General features: G+C 45.9%; 20 protein-coding genes. All 20 read left to right on the forward strand.

All coding sequences use genetic code 11. The annotated features are described in order from the left end of the window. The 20 genes from L1D11_RS12305 (at nucleotide 1) to flhB (ending at nucleotide 18,891) form a co-directional block, all read left to right on the forward strand. On the forward strand, nucleotides 1–306 hold the full coding sequence (locus tag L1D11_RS12305; RefSeq protein ID WP_004739828.1) for a flagellar protein FliT: 306 nt from the start codon (nucleotides 1–3) through the stop codon (nucleotides 304–306). 12 nt (nucleotides 307–318) lie between these two features. Further along, nucleotides 319–729, forward strand: a complete 411-nt coding sequence (gene fliS / locus L1D11_RS12310; protein WP_004736194.1) for a flagellar export chaperone FliS — start codon at nucleotides 319–321, stop codon at nucleotides 727–729. Between the two features lie 228 nt (nucleotides 730–957). After that, the gene (locus L1D11_RS12315; RefSeq protein WP_239831870.1) at nucleotides 958–2,424 is read left to right on the forward strand and encodes a sigma-54 dependent transcriptional regulator; all 1,467 of its coding nucleotides are present in this window, start codon (nucleotides 958–960) and stop codon (nucleotides 2,422–2,424) included. Nucleotides 2,425–2,608: 184 nt separating this feature from the next. After that, the gene (locus L1D11_RS12320; protein WP_239831869.1) at nucleotides 2,609–3,649 is read left to right on the forward strand and encodes an ATP-binding protein; all 1,041 of its coding nucleotides are present in this window, start codon (nucleotides 2,609–2,611) and stop codon (nucleotides 3,647–3,649) included. A 33-nt stretch (nucleotides 3,650–3,682) separates the two neighbouring features. Further along, nucleotides 3,683–5,092 carry a sigma-54 dependent transcriptional regulator gene (locus tag L1D11_RS12325; RefSeq protein WP_239831868.1) on the forward strand — a complete coding sequence of 470 codons (1,410 nt, stop codon included), beginning with the start codon at nucleotides 3,683–3,685 and terminating at the stop codon, nucleotides 5,090–5,092. A 133-nt stretch (nucleotides 5,093–5,225) separates the two neighbouring features. Then, the gene (fliE, locus tag L1D11_RS12330; protein WP_239831867.1) at nucleotides 5,226–5,537 is read left to right on the forward strand and encodes a flagellar hook-basal body complex protein FliE; all 312 of its coding nucleotides are present in this window, start codon (nucleotides 5,226–5,228) and stop codon (nucleotides 5,535–5,537) included. A gap of 16 nt (nucleotides 5,538–5,553) precedes the next feature. After that, nucleotides 5,554–7,296, forward strand: coding sequence for a flagellar basal-body MS-ring/collar protein FliF (gene fliF, locus L1D11_RS12335; protein WP_239831866.1), 1,743 nt, complete (start codon nucleotides 5,554–5,556; stop codon nucleotides 7,294–7,296). Then, nucleotides 7,289–8,350, forward strand: a complete 1,062-nt coding sequence (gene fliG / locus L1D11_RS12340; protein ID WP_060983693.1) for a flagellar motor switch protein FliG — start codon at nucleotides 7,289–7,291, stop codon at nucleotides 8,348–8,350. Before fliF ends, fliG begins: the two co-directional genes overlap by 8 nt. 125 nt (nucleotides 8,351–8,475) lie before the next feature. Then, nucleotides 8,476–9,276: a flagellar assembly protein FliH gene (gene fliH, locus L1D11_RS12345; RefSeq protein ID WP_239831865.1), complete on the forward strand. Its 801-nt coding sequence runs from the start codon at nucleotides 8,476–8,478 to the stop codon at nucleotides 9,274–9,276. Beyond that, a complete protein-coding gene (gene fliI, locus L1D11_RS12350) occupies nucleotides 9,276–10,595 on the forward strand; it encodes a flagellar protein export ATPase FliI (RefSeq protein ID WP_061033695.1) in 1,320 nt (439 codons plus the stop codon). Before fliH ends, fliI begins: the two co-directional genes overlap by 1 nt. A gap of 19 nt (nucleotides 10,596–10,614) precedes the next feature. Beyond that, the gene (gene fliJ, locus L1D11_RS12355) at nucleotides 10,615–11,052 is read left to right on the forward strand and encodes a flagellar export protein FliJ (protein WP_239831864.1); all 438 of its coding nucleotides are present in this window, start codon (nucleotides 10,615–10,617) and stop codon (nucleotides 11,050–11,052) included. 182 nt (nucleotides 11,053–11,234) lie between these two features. Further along, nucleotides 11,235–13,292 carry a flagellar hook-length control protein FliK gene (locus L1D11_RS12360; protein ID WP_239831863.1) on the forward strand — a complete coding sequence of 686 codons (2,058 nt, stop codon included), beginning with the start codon at nucleotides 11,235–11,237 and terminating at the stop codon, nucleotides 13,290–13,292. Between the two features lie 53 nt (nucleotides 13,293–13,345). Next, nucleotides 13,346–13,834, forward strand: a complete 489-nt coding sequence (fliL, locus tag L1D11_RS12365; protein WP_239831862.1) for a flagellar basal body-associated protein FliL — start codon at nucleotides 13,346–13,348, stop codon at nucleotides 13,832–13,834. A gap of 7 nt (nucleotides 13,835–13,841) precedes the next feature. Then, nucleotides 13,842–14,885, forward strand: a complete 1,044-nt coding sequence (gene fliM, locus L1D11_RS12370) for a flagellar motor switch protein FliM (protein ID WP_239831861.1) — start codon at nucleotides 13,842–13,844, stop codon at nucleotides 14,883–14,885. Between the two features lie 29 nt (nucleotides 14,886–14,914). After that, the gene (fliN, locus tag L1D11_RS12375; RefSeq protein WP_004739851.1) at nucleotides 14,915–15,325 is read left to right on the forward strand and encodes a flagellar motor switch protein FliN; all 411 of its coding nucleotides are present in this window, start codon (nucleotides 14,915–14,917) and stop codon (nucleotides 15,323–15,325) included. Then, a complete protein-coding gene (gene fliO / locus L1D11_RS12380; RefSeq protein WP_239831860.1) occupies nucleotides 15,325–15,765 on the forward strand; it encodes a flagellar biosynthetic protein FliO in 441 nt (146 codons plus the stop codon). Before fliN ends, fliO begins: the two co-directional genes overlap by 1 nt. After that, nucleotides 15,752–16,681, forward strand: coding sequence for a flagellar type III secretion system pore protein FliP (fliP, locus tag L1D11_RS12385; RefSeq protein ID WP_239831859.1), 930 nt, complete (start codon nucleotides 15,752–15,754; stop codon nucleotides 16,679–16,681). Before fliO ends, fliP begins: the two co-directional genes overlap by 14 nt. An 11-nt stretch (nucleotides 16,682–16,692) precedes the next feature. Beyond that, a complete protein-coding gene (gene fliQ, locus L1D11_RS12390; RefSeq protein WP_029235191.1) occupies nucleotides 16,693–16,962 on the forward strand; it encodes a flagellar biosynthesis protein FliQ in 270 nt (89 codons plus the stop codon). Between the two features lie 6 nt (nucleotides 16,963–16,968). Next, a complete protein-coding gene (gene fliR / locus L1D11_RS12395; RefSeq protein ID WP_239831858.1) occupies nucleotides 16,969–17,751 on the forward strand; it encodes a flagellar biosynthetic protein FliR in 783 nt (260 codons plus the stop codon). 9 nt (nucleotides 17,752–17,760) lie between these two features. Next, a complete protein-coding gene (flhB, locus tag L1D11_RS12400; protein ID WP_239831857.1) occupies nucleotides 17,761–18,891 on the forward strand; it encodes a flagellar biosynthesis protein FlhB in 1,131 nt (376 codons plus the stop codon). The last annotated feature ends 120 nt before the right edge of the window (nucleotides 18,892–19,011 follow it).

The following is a 19,011-nucleotide window of genomic DNA, read 5'->3' on the forward strand; positions in this document are numbered from 1 at the left end:
ATGACCAGTCAGCTTCAAGAGCTTTGTGAACTAGATCAATTAATTATCTCTAAGCTCGAATTTAGCGAAATTAATGCTGAAGAAATAGCGACGCTTGTCGATAACAGAGAACAGTTATTGCAAAACGTGCTTCAATTCATCGATTCACACCCTGACGTTAAGCAAAGTTCGGAGTGGTTTGAAGCCATTTCGAGAACACGAAAATTAGTCGAATTGATGCAGTCTGAAACTGGTCGGGTAGGGAAAACCCTGCACAAGTACCGACACGGTGCCAAGTCAGTTCAACAATACAAAAAGTTTTTATAGAAGAGGTTTACTATGCGCGGTTCTTTACAGGCATATAAAAAGGTATCAGTGGATAGTCAGTTAACGGCTGCCTCACCGCATAAGATTGTGCAAATGCTGATGGCAGGCGCGATCGAGCGTTTGATCCAAGGTAAAGCGGCAATGCAAGCGGGTAATATCCCTGTGAAAGGTGAGCGTCTTGGCAAGGCTCTAGATATCATTATTAGCCTACGTAGCTGCCTTTCTATGGACGATGGTGGTGATATTGCGAAAAACCTAGATCAACTTTATGAGTTCATGATCACGCAAATTTCTGCGGCAAATCACAAAAATGATCCTCAGCCTATTGACGATGTTATCGATATTATTCGCGAAATCAAGAGCGCTTGGGACCAAATTCCGAATGAATATCACAACTTGACGTCTGCTGACGTCGGTATTTAAAGAAAAATTGCTGTTTTAGCCAACCTTAGATCAGCTAATTGGTTGGTTGCCTTATTTTTTTAATCAAATAAAATAGAAGCCATTAGATAGCCTAATGGCTTTTTTCGTTGCTGATTTCATAAATTTGTCCTCGTAGATCATAATCATTGATATTTTTCACTGTTTTATAGACTACGTCGCTCACCGTTTTTCCGCATCGCACCAGAATAAAGGCAATAATTCCTACTTATGCAAGGTTTGGCAAAACTGCTTGTCGTCGACGATAACGCTCAAGATCGTCACAATTTAAGCACAATATTAGAGTTTGTAGGAGAGAGCTGCGAAGTAATCAGCTCTGAACAAGCACGTAAAGTTGACTGGTCACTACAGTGGGCCGGTTGCATCATTGGTACCATTAAAGGTACACGCTTCAACGCATTGCTGAATGAGAAGCTTGTTCACGCCAATCACATCCCTTTACTGGTGATTGGCAAAAACAATCACCCGGTTGACGAGTTGACTAACTATGTTGGTGAGCTTGAACTTCCTCTTAACTACCCGCAATTAAGTGATGCATTAAAACACTGTAAAGACTTCTTAGGCCGCAAAGGTGTTCAAGTTGTGCCTTCGGCACGTAAGAACACACTGTTTCGCAGCTTAGTAGGGCAAAGTGCTGGTATTCAAGAAGTACGTCATTTAATTGAACAAGTCTCTTCTACGGAAGCAAACGTGCTAATTCTTGGCGAATCTGGTACCGGTAAAGAGGTGGTTGCTCGTAACATTCATTATCACTCTAAGCGCCGCTCTGGGCCCTTCGTTCCAGTGAACTGTGGCGCGATTCCACCTGATTTGCTCGAAAGTGAACTGTTTGGTCATGAGAAGGGCGCGTTTACTGGTGCCATCACCGCTCGTAAAGGCCGTTTTGAATTAGCGGAAGGTGGCACACTGTTTCTTGATGAAATTGGCGATATGCCGATGGCGATGCAGGTTAAACTGTTACGCGTATTACAAGAGCGATGCTTTGAACGCGTAGGTGGTAACAACACCATACAAGTTGATGTTCGTGTGATTGCGGCAACACACCGAAACCTTGAAGATATGATCGATGATGATTCGTTCCGTGAAGATCTTTACTACCGCTTGAATGTGTTCCCGATTGAAATGCCAGCCTTACAAGAGCGTAAAGAAGATATTCCTCTTCTTCTTCAGGAGCTTATGACGAGAATGGAAGCGGAGGGCAGTATGCCTATCTGCTTTACCGCTCGTGCGATTAACTCTCTAATGGAGCACCACTGGCCAGGTAACGTTCGTGAACTAGCGAATCTCGTTGAGCGAATGGTTATCCTATATCCAAATAGCTTAGTTGATGTGAATCACCTACCAACTAAATATCGATATAGTGATATTCCTGAATTCCAGCCTGAGTTTAATAGCTTTGTCTCTGAAGAAGAGCAAGAGCGTGACGCACTTTCCGACTTGTTCGCAGAAGATTTTAGCTTTGATCAGCAAGATGAACTTGCCGGCAATGCCAATGCGCCTCAAGAGTTACCGCCTGAAGGGGTTAACCTGAAAGAGCTACTCGCAGATATGGAAGTGAATATGATCAATCAAGCCTTGGAAGCGCAGGGCGGTATTGTTGCTCGTGCTGCTGATATGCTTGGAATGCGCAGGACTACTCTGGTTGAAAAAATGCGTAAATATAACTTGCAGCGATAGTGTCCAGTTTTCGGTGAAAACGAAAAACTCACACACACTTCTTAGCTATTTGGCGACTCTAGCTAACTGAATAGATAGACCATAGTCGAGTTGTTGCTTGCTTAACTATGTGATAAATATAGCAAATGGCCTGACTCGTGTTGTACGTCTCAGGCTGTTTTAGTATCTGAGGCAAATTTTTGACATGCATATAGCTAACGAACCAGAAAATCAATCACACCTAGATTCTGTTGAGCAGCAGGTTGAACGCTACAAGCAAGTACTCGATGTAATGCCTGCAGGGGTTATCTTGTTAGATACTCATGGCGAAGTGAGAGAAGCGAACCCTGAAGCACACCGCATTCTTGGCGTCGAGTTAGTTGGAGAAAAGTGGTTTTCTGTTATCCAAAGTGCTTTTGATCCAAAAGACGATGATGGTCACGAGATCTCATTAAAAAACGGTCGAAAGGTACGTTTGGCGATTTCTGCCTCTACCACAGGTCAGCTGATTTTGATTACCGATCTGACCGAGACGCGTTTGCTGCAATCACGAATTAGTGACCTTCAGCGTCTGTCGTCATTAGGTAGAATGGTGGCGTCACTTGCTCATCAGATTCGTACACCGCTTTCTAGTGCGATGTTGTATGCGTCAAACCTTGCCGTACCCAATTTACCACCGGCAACAAAGACACGTTTTCAATCTAAGCTTATGGATAGACTTCATGACTTAGAAAAACAAGTCAATGACATGCTGTTGTTTGCTAAGGGTGGTGATAACAAGGTGGTGAAACCTTTTACCGTAGCTGAATTGATCAAAGAATTTAAGCCAATGGTAGAAGCAGCTTTGAAATCGAACCAAATTGATTACTGCCAAGAAGTGGAAGGCGAACAGACTCAAATGTTCGGCAATGCCAACGCGATTGCCTCTGCTTTAAGTAATCTGGTTTTGAACGCGGTTCAAATTGCCGGCAAGGAATCACAGATAGATGTGTTTTTTAGACCGGTAAAAGGTGAACTTAAGATATCAGTTCAAGACAGTGGTCCCGGCGTACCAAAAGAGCTTCAAGGTAAAATCATGGAACCATTCTTTACCACTCGCTCGCAAGGTACAGGCTTAGGCTTGGCGGTTGTACAAATGGTATGTCGAGCACACGAAGGCCGACTGGAATTGATCTCAGAAGAGGGTGACGGCGCATGCTTTACTATGTGCTTGCCACTAGAAAGAAGCGCTTCTACTGAAGACTAAGAAGTTTTAACTGAATTTACACTGGAGAATCCTATGGCTCAAAGCAAAGTGTTAATCGTCGAAGATGATGAAGGTCTACGCGAGGCCCTTGTCGATACACTCGCGCTTGCTGGCTATGAATGGCTAGAAGCAGATTGCGCAGAAGATGCTCTGGTCAAACTAAAATCGAACTCCGTTGATATCGTTGTCTCTGACGTTCAGATGGCAGGCATGGGCGGTTTGGCACTGTTACGAAACATCAAGCAGCACTGGCCAAATCTTCCTGTATTATTGATGACAGCTTATGCCAACATCGAAGATGCCGTTGCTGCAATGAAAGAGGGCGCTATCGATTACATGGCAAAGCCATTTGCACCGGAAGTACTGCTAAACATGGTGAGCCGTTACGCTCCCGTGAAGTCGGACGACAATGGTGATGCCATCGTTGCCGATGAGAAAAGTATCAAGCTGATGATGCTGGCCGATAAAGTGGCAAAAACGGACGCCAATGTTATGGTTCTTGGCCCGAGTGGTTCAGGTAAAGAGGTGATGTCGCGTTACATCCATAATGCCTCTAACCGTAAAGATGGTCCGTTCGTCGCTATTAACTGTGCGGCAATTCCTGACAATATGTTGGAAGCGACTCTGTTTGGTTACGAGAAAGGCGCATTTACTGGCGCTATTCAGGCGTGTCCAGGTAAGTTTGAGCAAGCTCAAGGCGGTACAATTTTACTCGATGAGATCAGTGAAATGGACCTCGGCCTGCAAGCTAAGTTATTGCGTGTACTGCAAGAGCGTGAAGTTGAACGTTTAGGTAGCCGTAAGAGCATTAAACTTGATGTTCGTGTACTTGCGACCAGTAACCGAGATCTCAAGCAGTATGTGTCTGAAGGTAATTTCCGTGAAGACTTGTACTACCGTTTGAATGTTTTCCCAATTTCTTGGCCTCCACTGTGTGAACGTAAAGGTGATATTGAGCCTTTAGCGAAGCACTTAGTTGAGCGCCACTGTACCAAACTGGGTATGCCAGTTCCGGTTATGTCAGCTCAAGCGATCAGCAAACTCGTCAATTATCCGTGGCCGGGGAACGTCCGTGAGCTTGATAATGTCGTGCAGCGTGCCTTGATTCTGAGCGAAGAAGAAAAAATTTCTGGTGAGCATATCCTACTTGAAGGGGTTGATTGGCAAGACGCCAGTGGTCTACAACAGATTGTGGAAGGTAGCGATGCGGCAACGCCCGATATCAAGCCTATTGCGGAAGCAAACCCAATCAATAAAATCGCTTCAAGCAGTGAAGGGCTAGGGAATGAGCTTAGAGATCAAGAGTATGCGATCATCCTCGAAACTTTGATCGCATGTAATGGCCGACGTAAAGATATGGCTGAGAAACTAGGTATTAGTCCTCGTACATTGCGCTATAAGTTAGCAAAAATGCGCGATGCTGGAATAGATATCCCAAACTAAGCACAGATTAGTAGTGTCAGCTTTCTGACTAGTGTAATACGATATCTAGTCGTTTTTAGGTATGGCACGCTAATTGCTGTTTCAATAATACAGCAAAATAGATAGTCATAAATTTGACTCCTTGAGGTAGTAAATGAGAATAGATGGTTTACAAGGCGAAATGCAGGCAATGATGATTGAAGCTGCGAGCGCGCGTCCTGCTGCGACAGGACAAACGGTCGGTGCAGACTTCGGCAACATACTGACGCAAGCCATCAACAATGTGAACTCATTGCAAAAGACCTCAGGGGATCTTCAAACTCGTTTTGATAGCGGCGACCAAAGTGTGTCGCTGTCTGATGTGATGATTGCTCGTAATAAATCTAGTGTGGCCTTTGAAGCGACAATCCAAATTAGAAATAAGTTGGTTGAGTCGTACAAAGAGCTGATGAATATGCCGGTATAAGTTGGGTAGTTAAGTAGTGGCAGATAATAGTCAAACAACAGATTTAACCGTGAGCGATGGTAACGACCACGCACTCATTGCGGGTGCTGAGCTGGACGGAGAAGGGCAAAATCCCGATCTAGGTGAACGTAGTTCATCTAAATTTGATATGGCCGTAGGTGACCTAGATTTACTTCGTCAGGTTGTCTTAGTGCTGTCTATCTCAATCTGTGTCGCGCTTATTGTGATGCTATTTTTCTGGGTAAAAGAGCCAGAAATGCGTCCATTAGGGGCTTACGAAACAGAAGAATTGATCCCCGTTCTTGACTATTTAGATCAGCAAAAGATCGAATATTCACTTGAAGGCAATACTATTTCGGTGCCTGCGAGTGATTACAACTCTCTGAAGCTCAATATGGTGCGAGCTGGTTTGAACCAAGAGCGAAACGCAGGTGATGACATCCTCATGCAAGACATGGGCTTTGGTGTATCACAACGTTTAGAGCAAGAACGCCTCAAATTAAGCCGTGAAAGACAGCTTGCGAAAGCTATTGAACAGATGAAACAGGTGCGTAAAGCACAGGTTTTATTGGCATTACCTAAGCAAAGTGTTTTTGTACGTCACAATCAAGAAGCCTCTGCTTCTGTATTTCTAACTCTCAAAACCGGTACGAACCTCAAGCAGCAAGAAATTGACTCTGTTGTGGATATGGTCGCGAGTGCCGTTCCGGGAATGAAAACCTCACGAATTACTGTGACTGATCAACATGGTCGACTGCTGAGTTCAGGCTCTCAAGACCCAATTTCAGCGGCGCGTCGTAAAGAGCACGAGTTGGAGCGTAACCAAGAACAAGCACTGCGTGAGAAAATTGACTCTATCTTGATTCCTATCCTTGGTTTTGGAAACTACACGGCTCAAGTTGATATTCAGCTCGACTTTAGTGCGGTAGAACAGACTAGAAAACGTTTTGATCCGAACACGCCGGCAACTCGAAGCGAATACACCTTAGAAGATTACAATAACGGTAATACTGTCGCTGGTATTCCTGGTGCGCTGAGTAACCAGCCTCCATCAGATGCGTCTATCCCTCAAGATGTCGCCCAGATGAAAGATGGCGCGATGACTGGTCAGGGCTCGGTTCATAAAGAAGCAACACGAAACTTCGAATTAGATACCACTATCAGTCATGAGCGTAAGCAGACTGGCACGGTGAATCGTCAAACGGTATCGGTAGCGATTAAAGATCGTCAATCCATCAACCCAGATACGGGCGAAGTGGTTCATACTCCAATCCCTACGAGCGAAATCAATGCGATTCGTCAGGTATTGATTGGTACTGTAGGTTTTGATGAAAGCCGTGGCGATTTACTGAATGTATTAAGCATGCAGTTCGCACCTCAAATCACAGACGTGGTTCCTGATGTGCCAATCTGGGAGCACCCTAACTTTAATGACTGGGTACGTTGGTTTGCGAGTGCATTAGTTATTATTGTGGTGGTGTTAGTTCTTGTTCGTCCAGCAATGAAGAAACTGCTTAACCCAGCTGCAGACAACGATGATCAGATGTACGGCCCAGACGGCATGCCAATTGGTGCCGATGGTGAGACCAGCCTAATTGGCGGTGATATTGAAGGTGGAGAGCTGTTTGAATTTGGTTCAAGCATTGACTTACCGAACCTTCATAAAGATGAAGACGTGCTGAAAGCAGTACGTGCACTTGTCGCGAATGAACCGGAGCTAGCAGCTCAAGTAGTTAAGAATTGGATGGTAGATGGCTAACGAAATAGTTCCACAACAAACTGAAGGCGGTGAAGTGCTTGATGTCTCTAGCGTGGACATCGACTCTATCTCAGGCGATGAGCGCGCTGCGATCTTGTTACTCAGTTTAAATGAAGAAGACGCTGCTGGTATTATTCGCCATCTAGAACCAAAGCAGGTTCAGCGTGTGGGTAGTGCGATGGCGCGAGCTACGGATCTATCTCAAGAGAAAGTAGGCGCAGTGCACCGTGCTTTTTTAGATGATATTCAGAAGTATACCAACATTGGTATGGGTAGCGAAGACTTCATGCGTAACGCGTTGGTGGCTGCTCTGGGTGAAGACAAGGCAAATAACCTTGTTGACCAAATCCTTCTCGGCACAGGCTCGAAAGGTTTGGATTCGCTTAAGTGGATGGATCCTCGTCAAGTGGCGAGCATCATCATCAATGAGCACCCTCAAATTCAAACTATTGTTTTGTCGTACCTCGATGCTGATCAATCGGCTGAGATTCTGTCACAGTTCCCAGAGCGTGTTCGCCTGGATTTAATGATGCGTATCGCCAACCTTGAAGAAGTTCAACCTTCGGCTCTTGCTGAATTGAACGAGATCATGGAGAAACAGTTTGCGGGTCAAGCTGGTGCTCAAGCTGCCAAAATTGGTGGTCTGAAAGCTGCGGCTGAGATCATGAACTATATGGACAACAACGTAGAAGGTGTCTTGATGGATCAAATTCGAGATCAAGACGAAGACATGGCAACTCAGATTCAAGATCTTATGTTTGTCTTTGAAAACCTTATTGAAGTGGATGACCAAGGTGTTCAGCGACTGCTGCGTGATGTTCCACAAGACATTCTACAGAAAGCACTTAAAGGTGCTGATGATGGTCTACGTGAGAAGATCTTTAAGAACATGTCTAAACGCGCTTCCGATATGATGAGAGACGATATTGAGGCGATGCCGCCAGTGAAAGTCTCTGACGTGGAAGCGGCTCAGAAAGAGATATTGGGTATTGCGAGGAAGATGGCAGACAGTGGTGAGATTATGCTGTCTGGTGGCGCCGACGAGTTCCTTTAATACAGAAACCTCAAAAGCCCCATACTGTTGGGGCTTTTCTTTATCCAATTTCGAACCACAGATTAACTCTGTTTAACTGTTTGAGTTGACAATACAGTTGGACGTACTCATAGATAGGTACTGATATGTCAGGTGATAGAAAACGTGGCTTCCTTCGCCCTGAAGAAGATAATACGGTTGCCCAACCTCAGAAATGGGGGCTGCCTGACTACACCTCTGACGTGAGTAAACAAGCCAAAGAAACGGCGTTTAACTACGATCCAGGTTGGATGCCGACAGTCGAAGAAGCGATCGAAGAAGAAGAGCTTATTCTGACCGAAGAACAAATCGAACTGATCAAGCAAGGCGCTTATCAAGAAGGCCTGCATCAAGGTCAGGAAGCTGGCTTTAAGCAAGGTTACGAAAAAGGCAAAGAAGAAGGTTTTGCCGCGGGCCATGCTGAGGGTAATGAATCGGGCAAGCTCGAAGGCGTTACCGCTGGTCAAGAGTATATTCAACAACAAGTCGCTATCTTTATGGGGCTCGCAAACCAGTTTGCTCAACCTTTGGAGCTAATGAACGCTCAGGTTGAAAAGCAGCTGGTGGACATGGTGCTGACTATGGTTAAAGAGGTTGTGCACGTTGAAGTGCAAACCAATCCACAAATCATCCTAGATACCGTGAAAGAGTCAGTAGAGTCGCTGCCGATCTCTGGTCACGCTATTACGTTGAAGCTTAACCCAGAAGACGTCACGATCATTCGCTCTGCGTATGGGGATACGGAACTGGACTGCCGCAATTGGACATTAGTTTCAGAGCCAGCACTTAACCGTGGCGACGTACAAATTGAAGCGGGTGAATCGAGTGTGAATTATCGAATGGAAGAGCGTGTGAAGAACGTTATCCAGAGCTTCTGTGGTGCTAATCGCCATCAAGGTCACGCGTAATGCTTGAGTTAGCGAATCGTCTCAGCCAATACAAAGTCGAAGGGCTAAAATCACGTCCCGTTGCCTCTGGTAAATTGGTGCGGGTAGTCGGACTAACCCTTGAAGCAACCGGCTGTAAAGCTCCGATTGGTAGCCTGTGCTTAGTCGAAACCATGTCTGGCCAGATGGAAGCTGAAGTGGTTGGCTTCTCTGGTGATAACCTATTTCTGATGCCGAGTGAACAAATCACAGGGATCTTACCCGGTGCTCGCGTCACTCCCATGACTTCTGAAAGCGGTATTCCGGTGGGTATGGAATTACTTGGTCGTGTGATTGATGGTGTCGGTAATCCTCTGGATGGACTTGGCCCAATCTATACTGAGCAACGCGCATCATTCAGTGCCGAACCGATTAACCCTTTGGCACGTAAGCCAATCTCTGAACCACTTGATGTTGGCTTGAAAGCGATTAACGGCTTGCTGACGGTAGGTAAAGGTCAGCGTATCGGGCTGTTCGCAGGCTCAGGTGTCGGTAAATCCGTAACACTAGGCATGATGACTCGAGGTACCACAGCGCAAGTGGTTGTGGTGGGCTTAATCGGTGAGCGTGGACGCGAAGTAAAAGAGTTTATCGAAGAGATTCTTGGTGAAGATGGCCGTAAGCGATCGGTTGTGGTTGCTGCGCCTGCCGATTCATCACCCTTGATGCGATTGAAAGGCTGTCAAACGGCGCTAACGGTGGCGGAATACTTTCGTGATCAAGGTTTAGATGTTCTGCTCTTGATGGACTCACTGACCCGTTTTGCACAGGCTCAGCGTGAAATCGCACTATCTGTTGGCGAGCCGCCAGCAACCAAAGGTTATCCGCCGTCAGTATTCGCCAAGCTTCCTGCGCTGGTGGAACGTGCGGGTAACGGCAACGATGAACAAGGTTCTATCACAGCTTTCTTTACCGTGTTAACCGAAGGCGATGACTTACAAGACCCAATCGCTGATGCTTCACGAGCGATTCTCGATGGTCACGTTGTATTGTCCCGTGAGATGGCGGATGCGGGTCATTACCCTGCGATCGATGTAGAGAAATCCGTCAGTCGTGTTATGCCGCAAATTACCACTGAAGAACATGTTTTGATGTCGAAAGCGGTAAGGCAAGTGCTGTCTATTTGTCGTAAAAACCAAGATTTGGTTTCGATTGGCGCTTACAAGCCAGGAACTGATCCTGCAATTGATAGTGCCTTTACTTTGAAGCCAAAACTGGATGAGTACTTGCAGCAGAAGATGAAAGAAACAGTCCCATACGACATGTGTGTCAACATGTTGAAGCATGTATTGGGTGGCTAACGAATGAATAAGGTTAGTCATGGATAACGCATTAGAATTTTTGCTCGATCAAGCCAAAGATCAAGAGAATCAAGCCGTACTTGCGCTCAATAAAGCGAATTCGGAACTCCAAGGTTACTACGAACAGGTCGCACAGATTGAAAAGTATCGACTTGATTACTGCCAGCAGCTTGTCGACCGTGGCAAGGCTGGTTTAACGGCAAGTCAATATGGTCACTTGAATCGCTTCTTAACCCAGTTAGATGAAACATTATCCAAGCAGCGAGAAGCAGAGCACCACTTCAAAAATCAAGTAGACAACTGTCAAAACTACTGGATGGAGTTACGGAAAAAACGCAAATCCTACGAGTGGTTGATGGAGAAAAAGCAGAAAGAGAAAGCAAAGCTGCAGGTTCAAAGAGAACAAAAGCAAATGGATGAGTTCTCGACTCTGTTATATAGCCGAAAGCAGATGTGATCTTAAGCCACGAATGACGCAGATGCTGTTCTCGATATTGTGAGGATAGAACTTATAGGCATGTTTCTTGCTCCGATTTATATAAAATTGCGCGTTATGCCCAGCAAAGGCATAAAAAGCATCCGACTTTCTTTTTGTTGCCGATTTTGTGGCAGCAAAGCTAGTAGATAGAGCTTGTATATATGAACGTTAGTCCTTCTTCAAATTCAGCGACCAACACAACGTCTTCGTTGTTGGACACCGGTTCTGCCGCTTCAAAGGTAGAGGAAACCGGCGACTCAAAAGGCTTCTTTGAATCTTTCAAAGAAGCGCTCGGCTTTGAAGAAAGTGATAGCAAAGCAACGGAAAAAGAAGCAGACAGCACTACAAAATCTGATGCTAAACAAGCCTCTACGGAAAATGAATTTTCAGATGAAGCAAAGAAAACGGACTCAACAGCTGAGACTACGGATGAGTCAAGCCAAGCACAAAGTAAGCAAGTGGCTTCAGAAGTTGAGGGTGAGAAAGCCACAGACAAAACTCCTGTAGAGTCCGTGTATAGTTCAGAGTCACAACTCAAAGCGAATTCAACCGATGATGCTGCTATCGCTAACAAGGCGGATGGGAAAGGTGAGTTGGCTAACAACAACGACTCTCAGGAACAGACAGCTAAACCCCAAGGTCAGGCTTCATCAGCGGTAGACGAACCTACCCAAGCATCGCAAGCGGCGGCAGCGATGAATGAAGGAAACAAGTTATTAGGTCAGTTGGATGAGGCAAATAAAACGTTGAATCAGACTCCGAACGGCAAAGCCTTGCCACAGAAGTATCAGTTAGAACAGGCTCAGGTCGATCAAGCTCGGGCGCTAGAAGTGGATTCTGAAATTGCTGTGCTTACTGGCGGGAAAGGTGTTTCGCAACTGACAGATGATGAAATTCGCCAGTTGATGGATAAAGGCGTTACTCCGGAACAGATTGAAGCAAGCATGAGCCGAGAGCTCAGCCAGAAAAATGGGGCACAAGCAGCAGTTGATGAGCAAAGCCAAGTAGTGTCTCCAGCGGATATTGAGTTGGCAAAACAGGTAGATGCGCACACCAAATCGCTCAATCAACTGAATGCTCAGATTGAGTCAAAACAGTCCGTTGTTGATGGTTTGTTGCAGAAGCAGCAAAGTGGTACAAAGTTGACGACTGATGAGCAAGCGATGCTGGCTAAAACGACTGCTGAGTTAGACGTTTTGGATAAACAACTCGCAAACGTTCAGCAACAAGCAACGGCTTTATTGAGCCAAGCTCCGGGCGCAAACAGCGCCTCAGCTGAGCCTGTTGCGATTGATTGGGATAATACAGATTCAAATGAAGCCAAAGCCTTAGCAGCGGCAGCTTCAACAGCAGCGGTTGCGACGGCTGCGCAGCAAACTACGGCGCAAGCTGCAGCGCAATCGGCAAGTAACGCTGCTACCACTCATGCAGCGACGGATAAAGCAGCAATGCTGCACGCTAATAATACGCATATAGCCCAACAGGCTGCTGCTCAACAAGCTAATGTCGCAGCACAACAGCCACAAGCTGTGTTGGATCCGGCGTTAACCGCGCAAGGTGTGGCGTTGAATGCAGCACCTGCCGCGACGAAAGCAGGTTCAACAGACATGTTACTTAAGGCCGGCGCTGGTGCGGCTGCTCTTTCTGGCTTAGGTAAAGCCGGTGCTAAGGAAGATTCGAAAGACACCACATTTGCTCAGCAGATCGCTTCTGCGGCTGGTGTACAAGGTGCAGCGAACGCAGGCTCGGCGCCAACACGCACCGAGATTCAAGCCGCTCAACAGGCACCGTTGCAGCTGACTAAAGAGCTAGCAAACGAACAGGTCGCTGAAAAAGTACAAATGATGATGTCTAAAAACCTTAAGAACTTAGACATTCGACTCGACCCACCAGAGTTGGGTCAAATGAAGATCCGTATGACCATGAACAATGACGTGGCGAACGTGCATTTTACGGTGAACAGCCAACAGGCGAGGGATGTGATTGAACAAACCTTACCTCGATTGAGAGAGATGCTTGCTCAACAGGGTATGCAGCTTGCCGATTCATCCGTTCAACAGCAAAGTTCAGGTAAGGGACAAGACAGATACAACAGTGGTGAGCAACAATCAGGCTCTAACCGCACAAATGATACGCAAGGTGATGAAAACCTTGATAGTGGCAGCAATCTTGAATTGAATGTCGCATCAAAGCGTGATGGAATTAGTTATTATGCCTAATATCAGGCTGAGCGCAGTTAGTTAATCGAAAGAACAGGAAGTTAGAGTAAAATATGGCAGAAGTACAAGATGCACCTAAAGGAAAGAGTAAGCTCCTTATTATCATTATAGCGGTCGTTGTTTTACTGCTTGGTATTGGTGGTGCGCTGTTCTTTTTCTTAGGCTCCGATGACAGTGCCTCAGAATCTCAGTCTCAGCCAGCCACTGCTGTGGTTGCAGCAGAGCCTGTTATGTATGTGAACATCCCTCAGCCCTTCTTGTTCAATGTAACAGGTGATAAAAAAGATCGCCTAGTTCAGATAAAAGCACAACTGATGGTGCGCGGTAGCAAAAATGAAGACCTGGCACGTTACCACTCTCCATTAGTAGAGAGCACATTGCTCTCAACGTTCGCTTCGGCAACGGTTGACCAACTTCGCTCACCAACAGGGCGAGTGGAACTGCGTGATAAAGCGACAGAAGATATTAAAGCAAGTCTGGCTCAAGCTGTTGGCCAGCCTGTGATTGAAAAAGTGTTATTCACTGACTTCGTAATTCAATAGGTAATTTGTGACCGATTTATTAAGCCAAGACGAAATTGATGCGCTGTTACACGGCGTTGATGATGTTGAAGAAGTTGAAGATGTCTTAGAGACCGACAATGACAGTGCGGTCAATTTTGACTTCTCCTCTCAAGATCGAATCGTCCGTGGTCGAATGCCGACCCTTGAACTTATTAACGAGCGTTTCGCACGTCATATGCGAATTAGCTTGTTTAATATGTTGCGTAAAACGGCTGAAGTGTCGATCAACGGCGTACAGATGATGAAATTTGGTGAGTACCAAAACACATTGTATGTACCTACTAGTTTAAACATGGTTCGTTTTCGCCCGCTGAAAGGCACGGCGCTTATCACCATGGAAGCTCGTCTTGTTTTTATTCTCGTAGAGAACTTTTTTGGTGGTGATGGACGTTTCCACGCCAAGATTGAAGGCCGAGAATTCACGCCAACCGAAAGACGAATTATTCAGTTACTGCTGAAAATTGTTTTTGAAGATTACAAAGAAGCTTGGTCTCCAGTGATGGGGGTTGAGTTTGAATACTTGGATTCTGAAGTGAACCCAAGTATGGCGAACATTGTGAGCCCAACAGAAGTGATTGTTGTAAGCTCATTCCACATTGAAGTGGATGGCGGTGGTGGTGACTTCCACGTCGTGATGCCTTACTCCATGGTAGAGCCGATTCGTGAACTGCTGGATGCCGGTGTTCAATCAGATAAAATGGAAACCGATGTTCGCTGGAGTACCGCGCTGCGTGATGAAATTATGGATGTGCCGGTTAACTTCCGTGTGAACTTGCTAGAGCAAGATATCTCTCTGCGTGACTTGATGGAGCTGCGTCCCGGTGATGTCATCCCAATGAACATGCCTGAGCACGCGACCATGTTCGTTGAAGAGCTGCCAACGTATCGTGTGAAGATGGGGCGCTCTGGTGAGAAGCTCGCAGTACAGATTTCTGAAAAAATTCAACGACCACATCTGGTTAAAACTGATCTCGCTTTTCTAGGCAAGGACTTAATGTCTGAGCTGGAAAATAGCGACGATGACGAATAGCAAAATAGATAAAAGTATAGGAATTGGTAATGGAACCTAGTGAAGATCAAAAGCTAGCAGACGAATGGGCTGCGGCACTTGGTGAAGATCCTTCAGCACCATCAATTGATGTTGATGACGTGCTTGCGGCACCACTTGATGAGCTAACCGATTCATCGTCTCCGATTTCTGAAGATGAGCGTCGTAAACTGGATACCATCATGGATATCCCCGTGACTATCTCAATGGAAGTTGGCCGCTCTCAGATCAGTATCCGTAATTTACTTCAGTTGAACCAAGGTTCGGTTGTTGAGCTAGATAGAATTGCTGGTGAGTCACTGGATGTGATGGTTAATGGTACTCTGATTGCTCACGGCGAAGTGGTTGTGGTGAACGACAAATTTGGTATTCGTTTGACCGATGTAATTAGTCAAACAGAACGTATTAAGAAGCTACGTTAATGCGCTTATCGTCTCTAAGGTTGACGCGTTTACCTCAAGGGTTGAAGAGCTTATCTAGAGCAATAGTAGGAGTAGGGCTGTTTGCTATTCCTTCTGTTGCCTTTGCAGCGACGCCTCCTTCTCTTGATTTAGCGACCACTTTTGGGTCGCTAATTTTCGTTATAGCCTTCATTTTATTCATTGCTTGGTTGCTTAAGCGCATGCAAGTGCCAGCGATGTCCAATCAACAAGGCTTGGCGATTGTTAGGCAAATCCCTGTGGGTACAAAAGAGCGTATAGCTATTGTGCAAGCGGGCGATGAACAGTTCTTGGTGGGCATTACCACACAATCGATTCAGCTGATCTCTAAGCTCGATAAACCTCTTACTCAGGAGATGCTGGAAAAAAGTACATTTTCAAGTCAGCTTTCCCAGCTAATAAAAAAAGATGCAAACAAGTAACGGACTTTTGAACTCATCTTACTTTCACCAAACCGGAGCTTTCCGAGCGGTGAAAGTGCTGTTGGTTCAGCTTACTTTCCTATGCTCAATCGTATTCAGTGTGTCGGTATTTGCACAAGCTGAAGATGGCACCGTCATTCCTGCGAATACCGCTAGATCGGAATCGGTCACCATAAGCACGATGGAACAAGACCAAGCCAAATCGACAACCATGACCACGGGCAGCTTGACTGGCAATGGTGGCGGCATACCTGCCTTTACCATGACAACCAATGCCAATGGCGGTGAAGACTACTCGATAAATCTACAGATATTGGCTCTAATGACCATACTTGGCTTCTTGCCTGCGATGGTGATTTTGATGACGTCGTTCACTCGTATCGTGGTCGTGATGTCTATCTTGCGCCAGGCGATGGGTCTACAACAAACACCGTCTAACCAAGTTATTATTGGTATCGCGATATTCTTGACCTTCTTCATCATGTCGCCAGTGATTAACCAAGTAAACGAACAAGCAGTTCAGCCGTATCTTAATGAACAAATATCGGCGCGACAGGCATTTGATGTTGCACAAGAACCGATTAAATCCTTCATGCTTAAACAGACTCGAATCAAAGATCTTGAAACCTTTGTTGAGATTTCTGGTGCGGAAGTGACTAACCCTGAAGATGTTTCAATGGCAGTGCTGATTCCTGCGTTTATCACCTCTGAACTCAAAACTGCCTTCCAGATTGGCTTTATGCTGTTCTTGCCGTTTCTAATCATCGACTTGGTGGTGGCATCGGTATTAATGGCTATGGGTATGATGATGTTGTCACCGATGATTGTATCGCTGCCGTTTAAGTTGATGCTGTTTGTTCTTGTTGATGGCTGGAACTTGATCCTCTCCACACTCGCCGGCAGTTTTGCCTTGTAGCTGGGGGAATAATGAATCCTGAAATATTCGTAGAGTTGTTCCGAGATGCCCTTTGGATGGTACTCATCATGGTTTGCGCCATTATCATCCCGAGCCTGCTGATCGGTTTAGTCGTCGCTGTATTCCAAGCCGCGACCTCTATCAATGAACAAACACTGAGTTTCTTGCCGCGTTTGATCGTAACTTTGTTGGCGTTGATGCTATTTGCACATTGGATGACTCAGATGATGATGGAGTTCTTTTTCGAACTCATCGAACGCTTGCCGCAAGTTCTGTATTAATTCGATATGGAATACCCAACGAGCCTTGTACTAGAGTGGTTAGCCAATTATTTTTGGCCATACACTCGCATCTCAGCGATGCTGATGGTGATGACGGTAACAGGGGCACGTTTTGTGTCTCCGCGTATTCGTCTGTATCTAGGTTTGGCGATCACTTTTGCAGTAATGCCAGCGATTCCTGCTGTTCCCAAAGAAATTGAACTTCTGTCCTTCCAAGGCTTCCTAACCGTCTTCGAACAAATCGTGATTGGTGTGGCGATGGGTTTTGTCACTCAGTTTATGATTCAAACCTTTGTTATGCTCGGTCAAATCCTTGGTATGCAATCGAGCTTGGGCTTCGCCTCAATGGTTGACCCGGCTAACGGGCAAAACACGCCTGTACTTGGTCAACTGTTCATGTTGCTTGCGACCATGTTCTTTTTGGCGACCGATGGTCACTTGAAAATGTTGCAGCTGGTGGTGTTTAGCTTTAAGACATTGCCGATTGGTAGTGGAGCGTTGACCTCTGTGGATTTTCGAGAGCTCGCATTGTGGCTCGGCATCATGTTCAAAACGGCACTGGCGATGTCCTTGTCGGGGATTATCGCGCTACTAACGATTAACCTTTCTTTTGGTGTAATGACGCGTGCTGCACCTCAGTTAAATATCTTTTCTTTGGGTTTTGCATTTGCGCTACTCGTGGGTCTGTTACTTTGTTGGTACATCCTTGGCGGCTTGTATAGTCACTATGAGCTATTCTGGATGCAAGGCGAACAACAGATATGTCGTCTAATCCGGTTAGATTGCTAGGAGACTGAAATGGCAGAGTCAGACGGTCAAGAACGCACAGAAGACGCCACGCCCAAACGCTTGCAACAGGCCAAAGAAAAAGGGCAGGTTGCAAGGTCAAAAGAGCTAGCGTCAGCGTCGGTACTGATAGTAGGTGCGATTTCATTAATGTGGTTTGGCGAATCGATGGCGAAGGCTTTGTTCGAGGCTATGCAACGCCTGTTTTCTCTAAGTCGCGACGAGATCTTTGATACCAATAAACTCTTCGAAATTGCCGGTGGTGCACTGGTGAATTTGTTGTTTCCGCTGTTTTTGATTCTAATAACCCTGTTTGTTGCAGCCGTGATTGGTGCGGCGGGGGTCGGTGGGATTAACTTTTCAATGCAAGCCGCGATGCCAAAGGCGTCTAAGCTCAACCCACTCAGTGGTATCAAGCGTATGTTTGGCCTGCAAAGCTGGGTTGAATTGCTCAAGTCTATTTTGAAAGTAGCGCTCGTGTCGGGTATGGCGATTTATCTGATTCAAGCCTCTCAGCATGATTTAATGCAGCTGAGTATGGATGTGTACCCGCAGAACATCTTTCATGCTTTGGATATCTTGCTTAACTTTATTCTGTTGATCAGCTGTTCTTTGCTGATCGTGGTTGCGATTGATATCCCGTTCCAGATCTGGCAACACGCCGATCAATTGAAGATGACCAAACAAGAAGTCAAAGACGAATTCAAAGATACTGAAGGTAAGCCTGAAGTGAAAGGGCGAATTCGTATGCTTCAAAGGGAAGCGGCTCAGCGTCGAATGATGGCTGACGTTCCTCAAGCGGATGTGATTGTGACCAACCCAGAGCATTTTTCCGTGGCACTGCGCTATAAGCAGAATCAAGATAAAGCGCCGATTGTAGTTGCTAAAGGTGTCGACCACATGGCGATGAAGATCCGAGAAATTGCGCGCGAAAACGACATCTATATTGTTCCAGCACCGCCATTGGCGAGGGCGCTTTATCACACCACTGAGCTAGAACAACAAATTCCTGACGGTTTGTTTACGGCAGTTGCGCAGGTGCTTGCATATGTTTTCCAGCTTAAGCAGTATCGAAAACGAGGAGGAGAGAGGCCAAAACTGCAAGATTCTAATATGCCGATCCCACCTGATTTACGTCATTAGATCAATTGCTTGAGCTCAGCTTGATGAACCCTGATAATAGTGGCTTAGCTACGCCTCGCTTTTCGAGGTGATGGCGGTAATTTGACGTAAGATGTTGGTACAGTGTTTGCTATATCAACC

The organism is Vibrio sp. Isolate32 (genome assembly GCF_022397955.1).
In the GTDB taxonomy this organism is placed as follows: domain Bacteria; phylum Pseudomonadota; class Gammaproteobacteria; order Enterobacterales; family Vibrionaceae; genus Vibrio.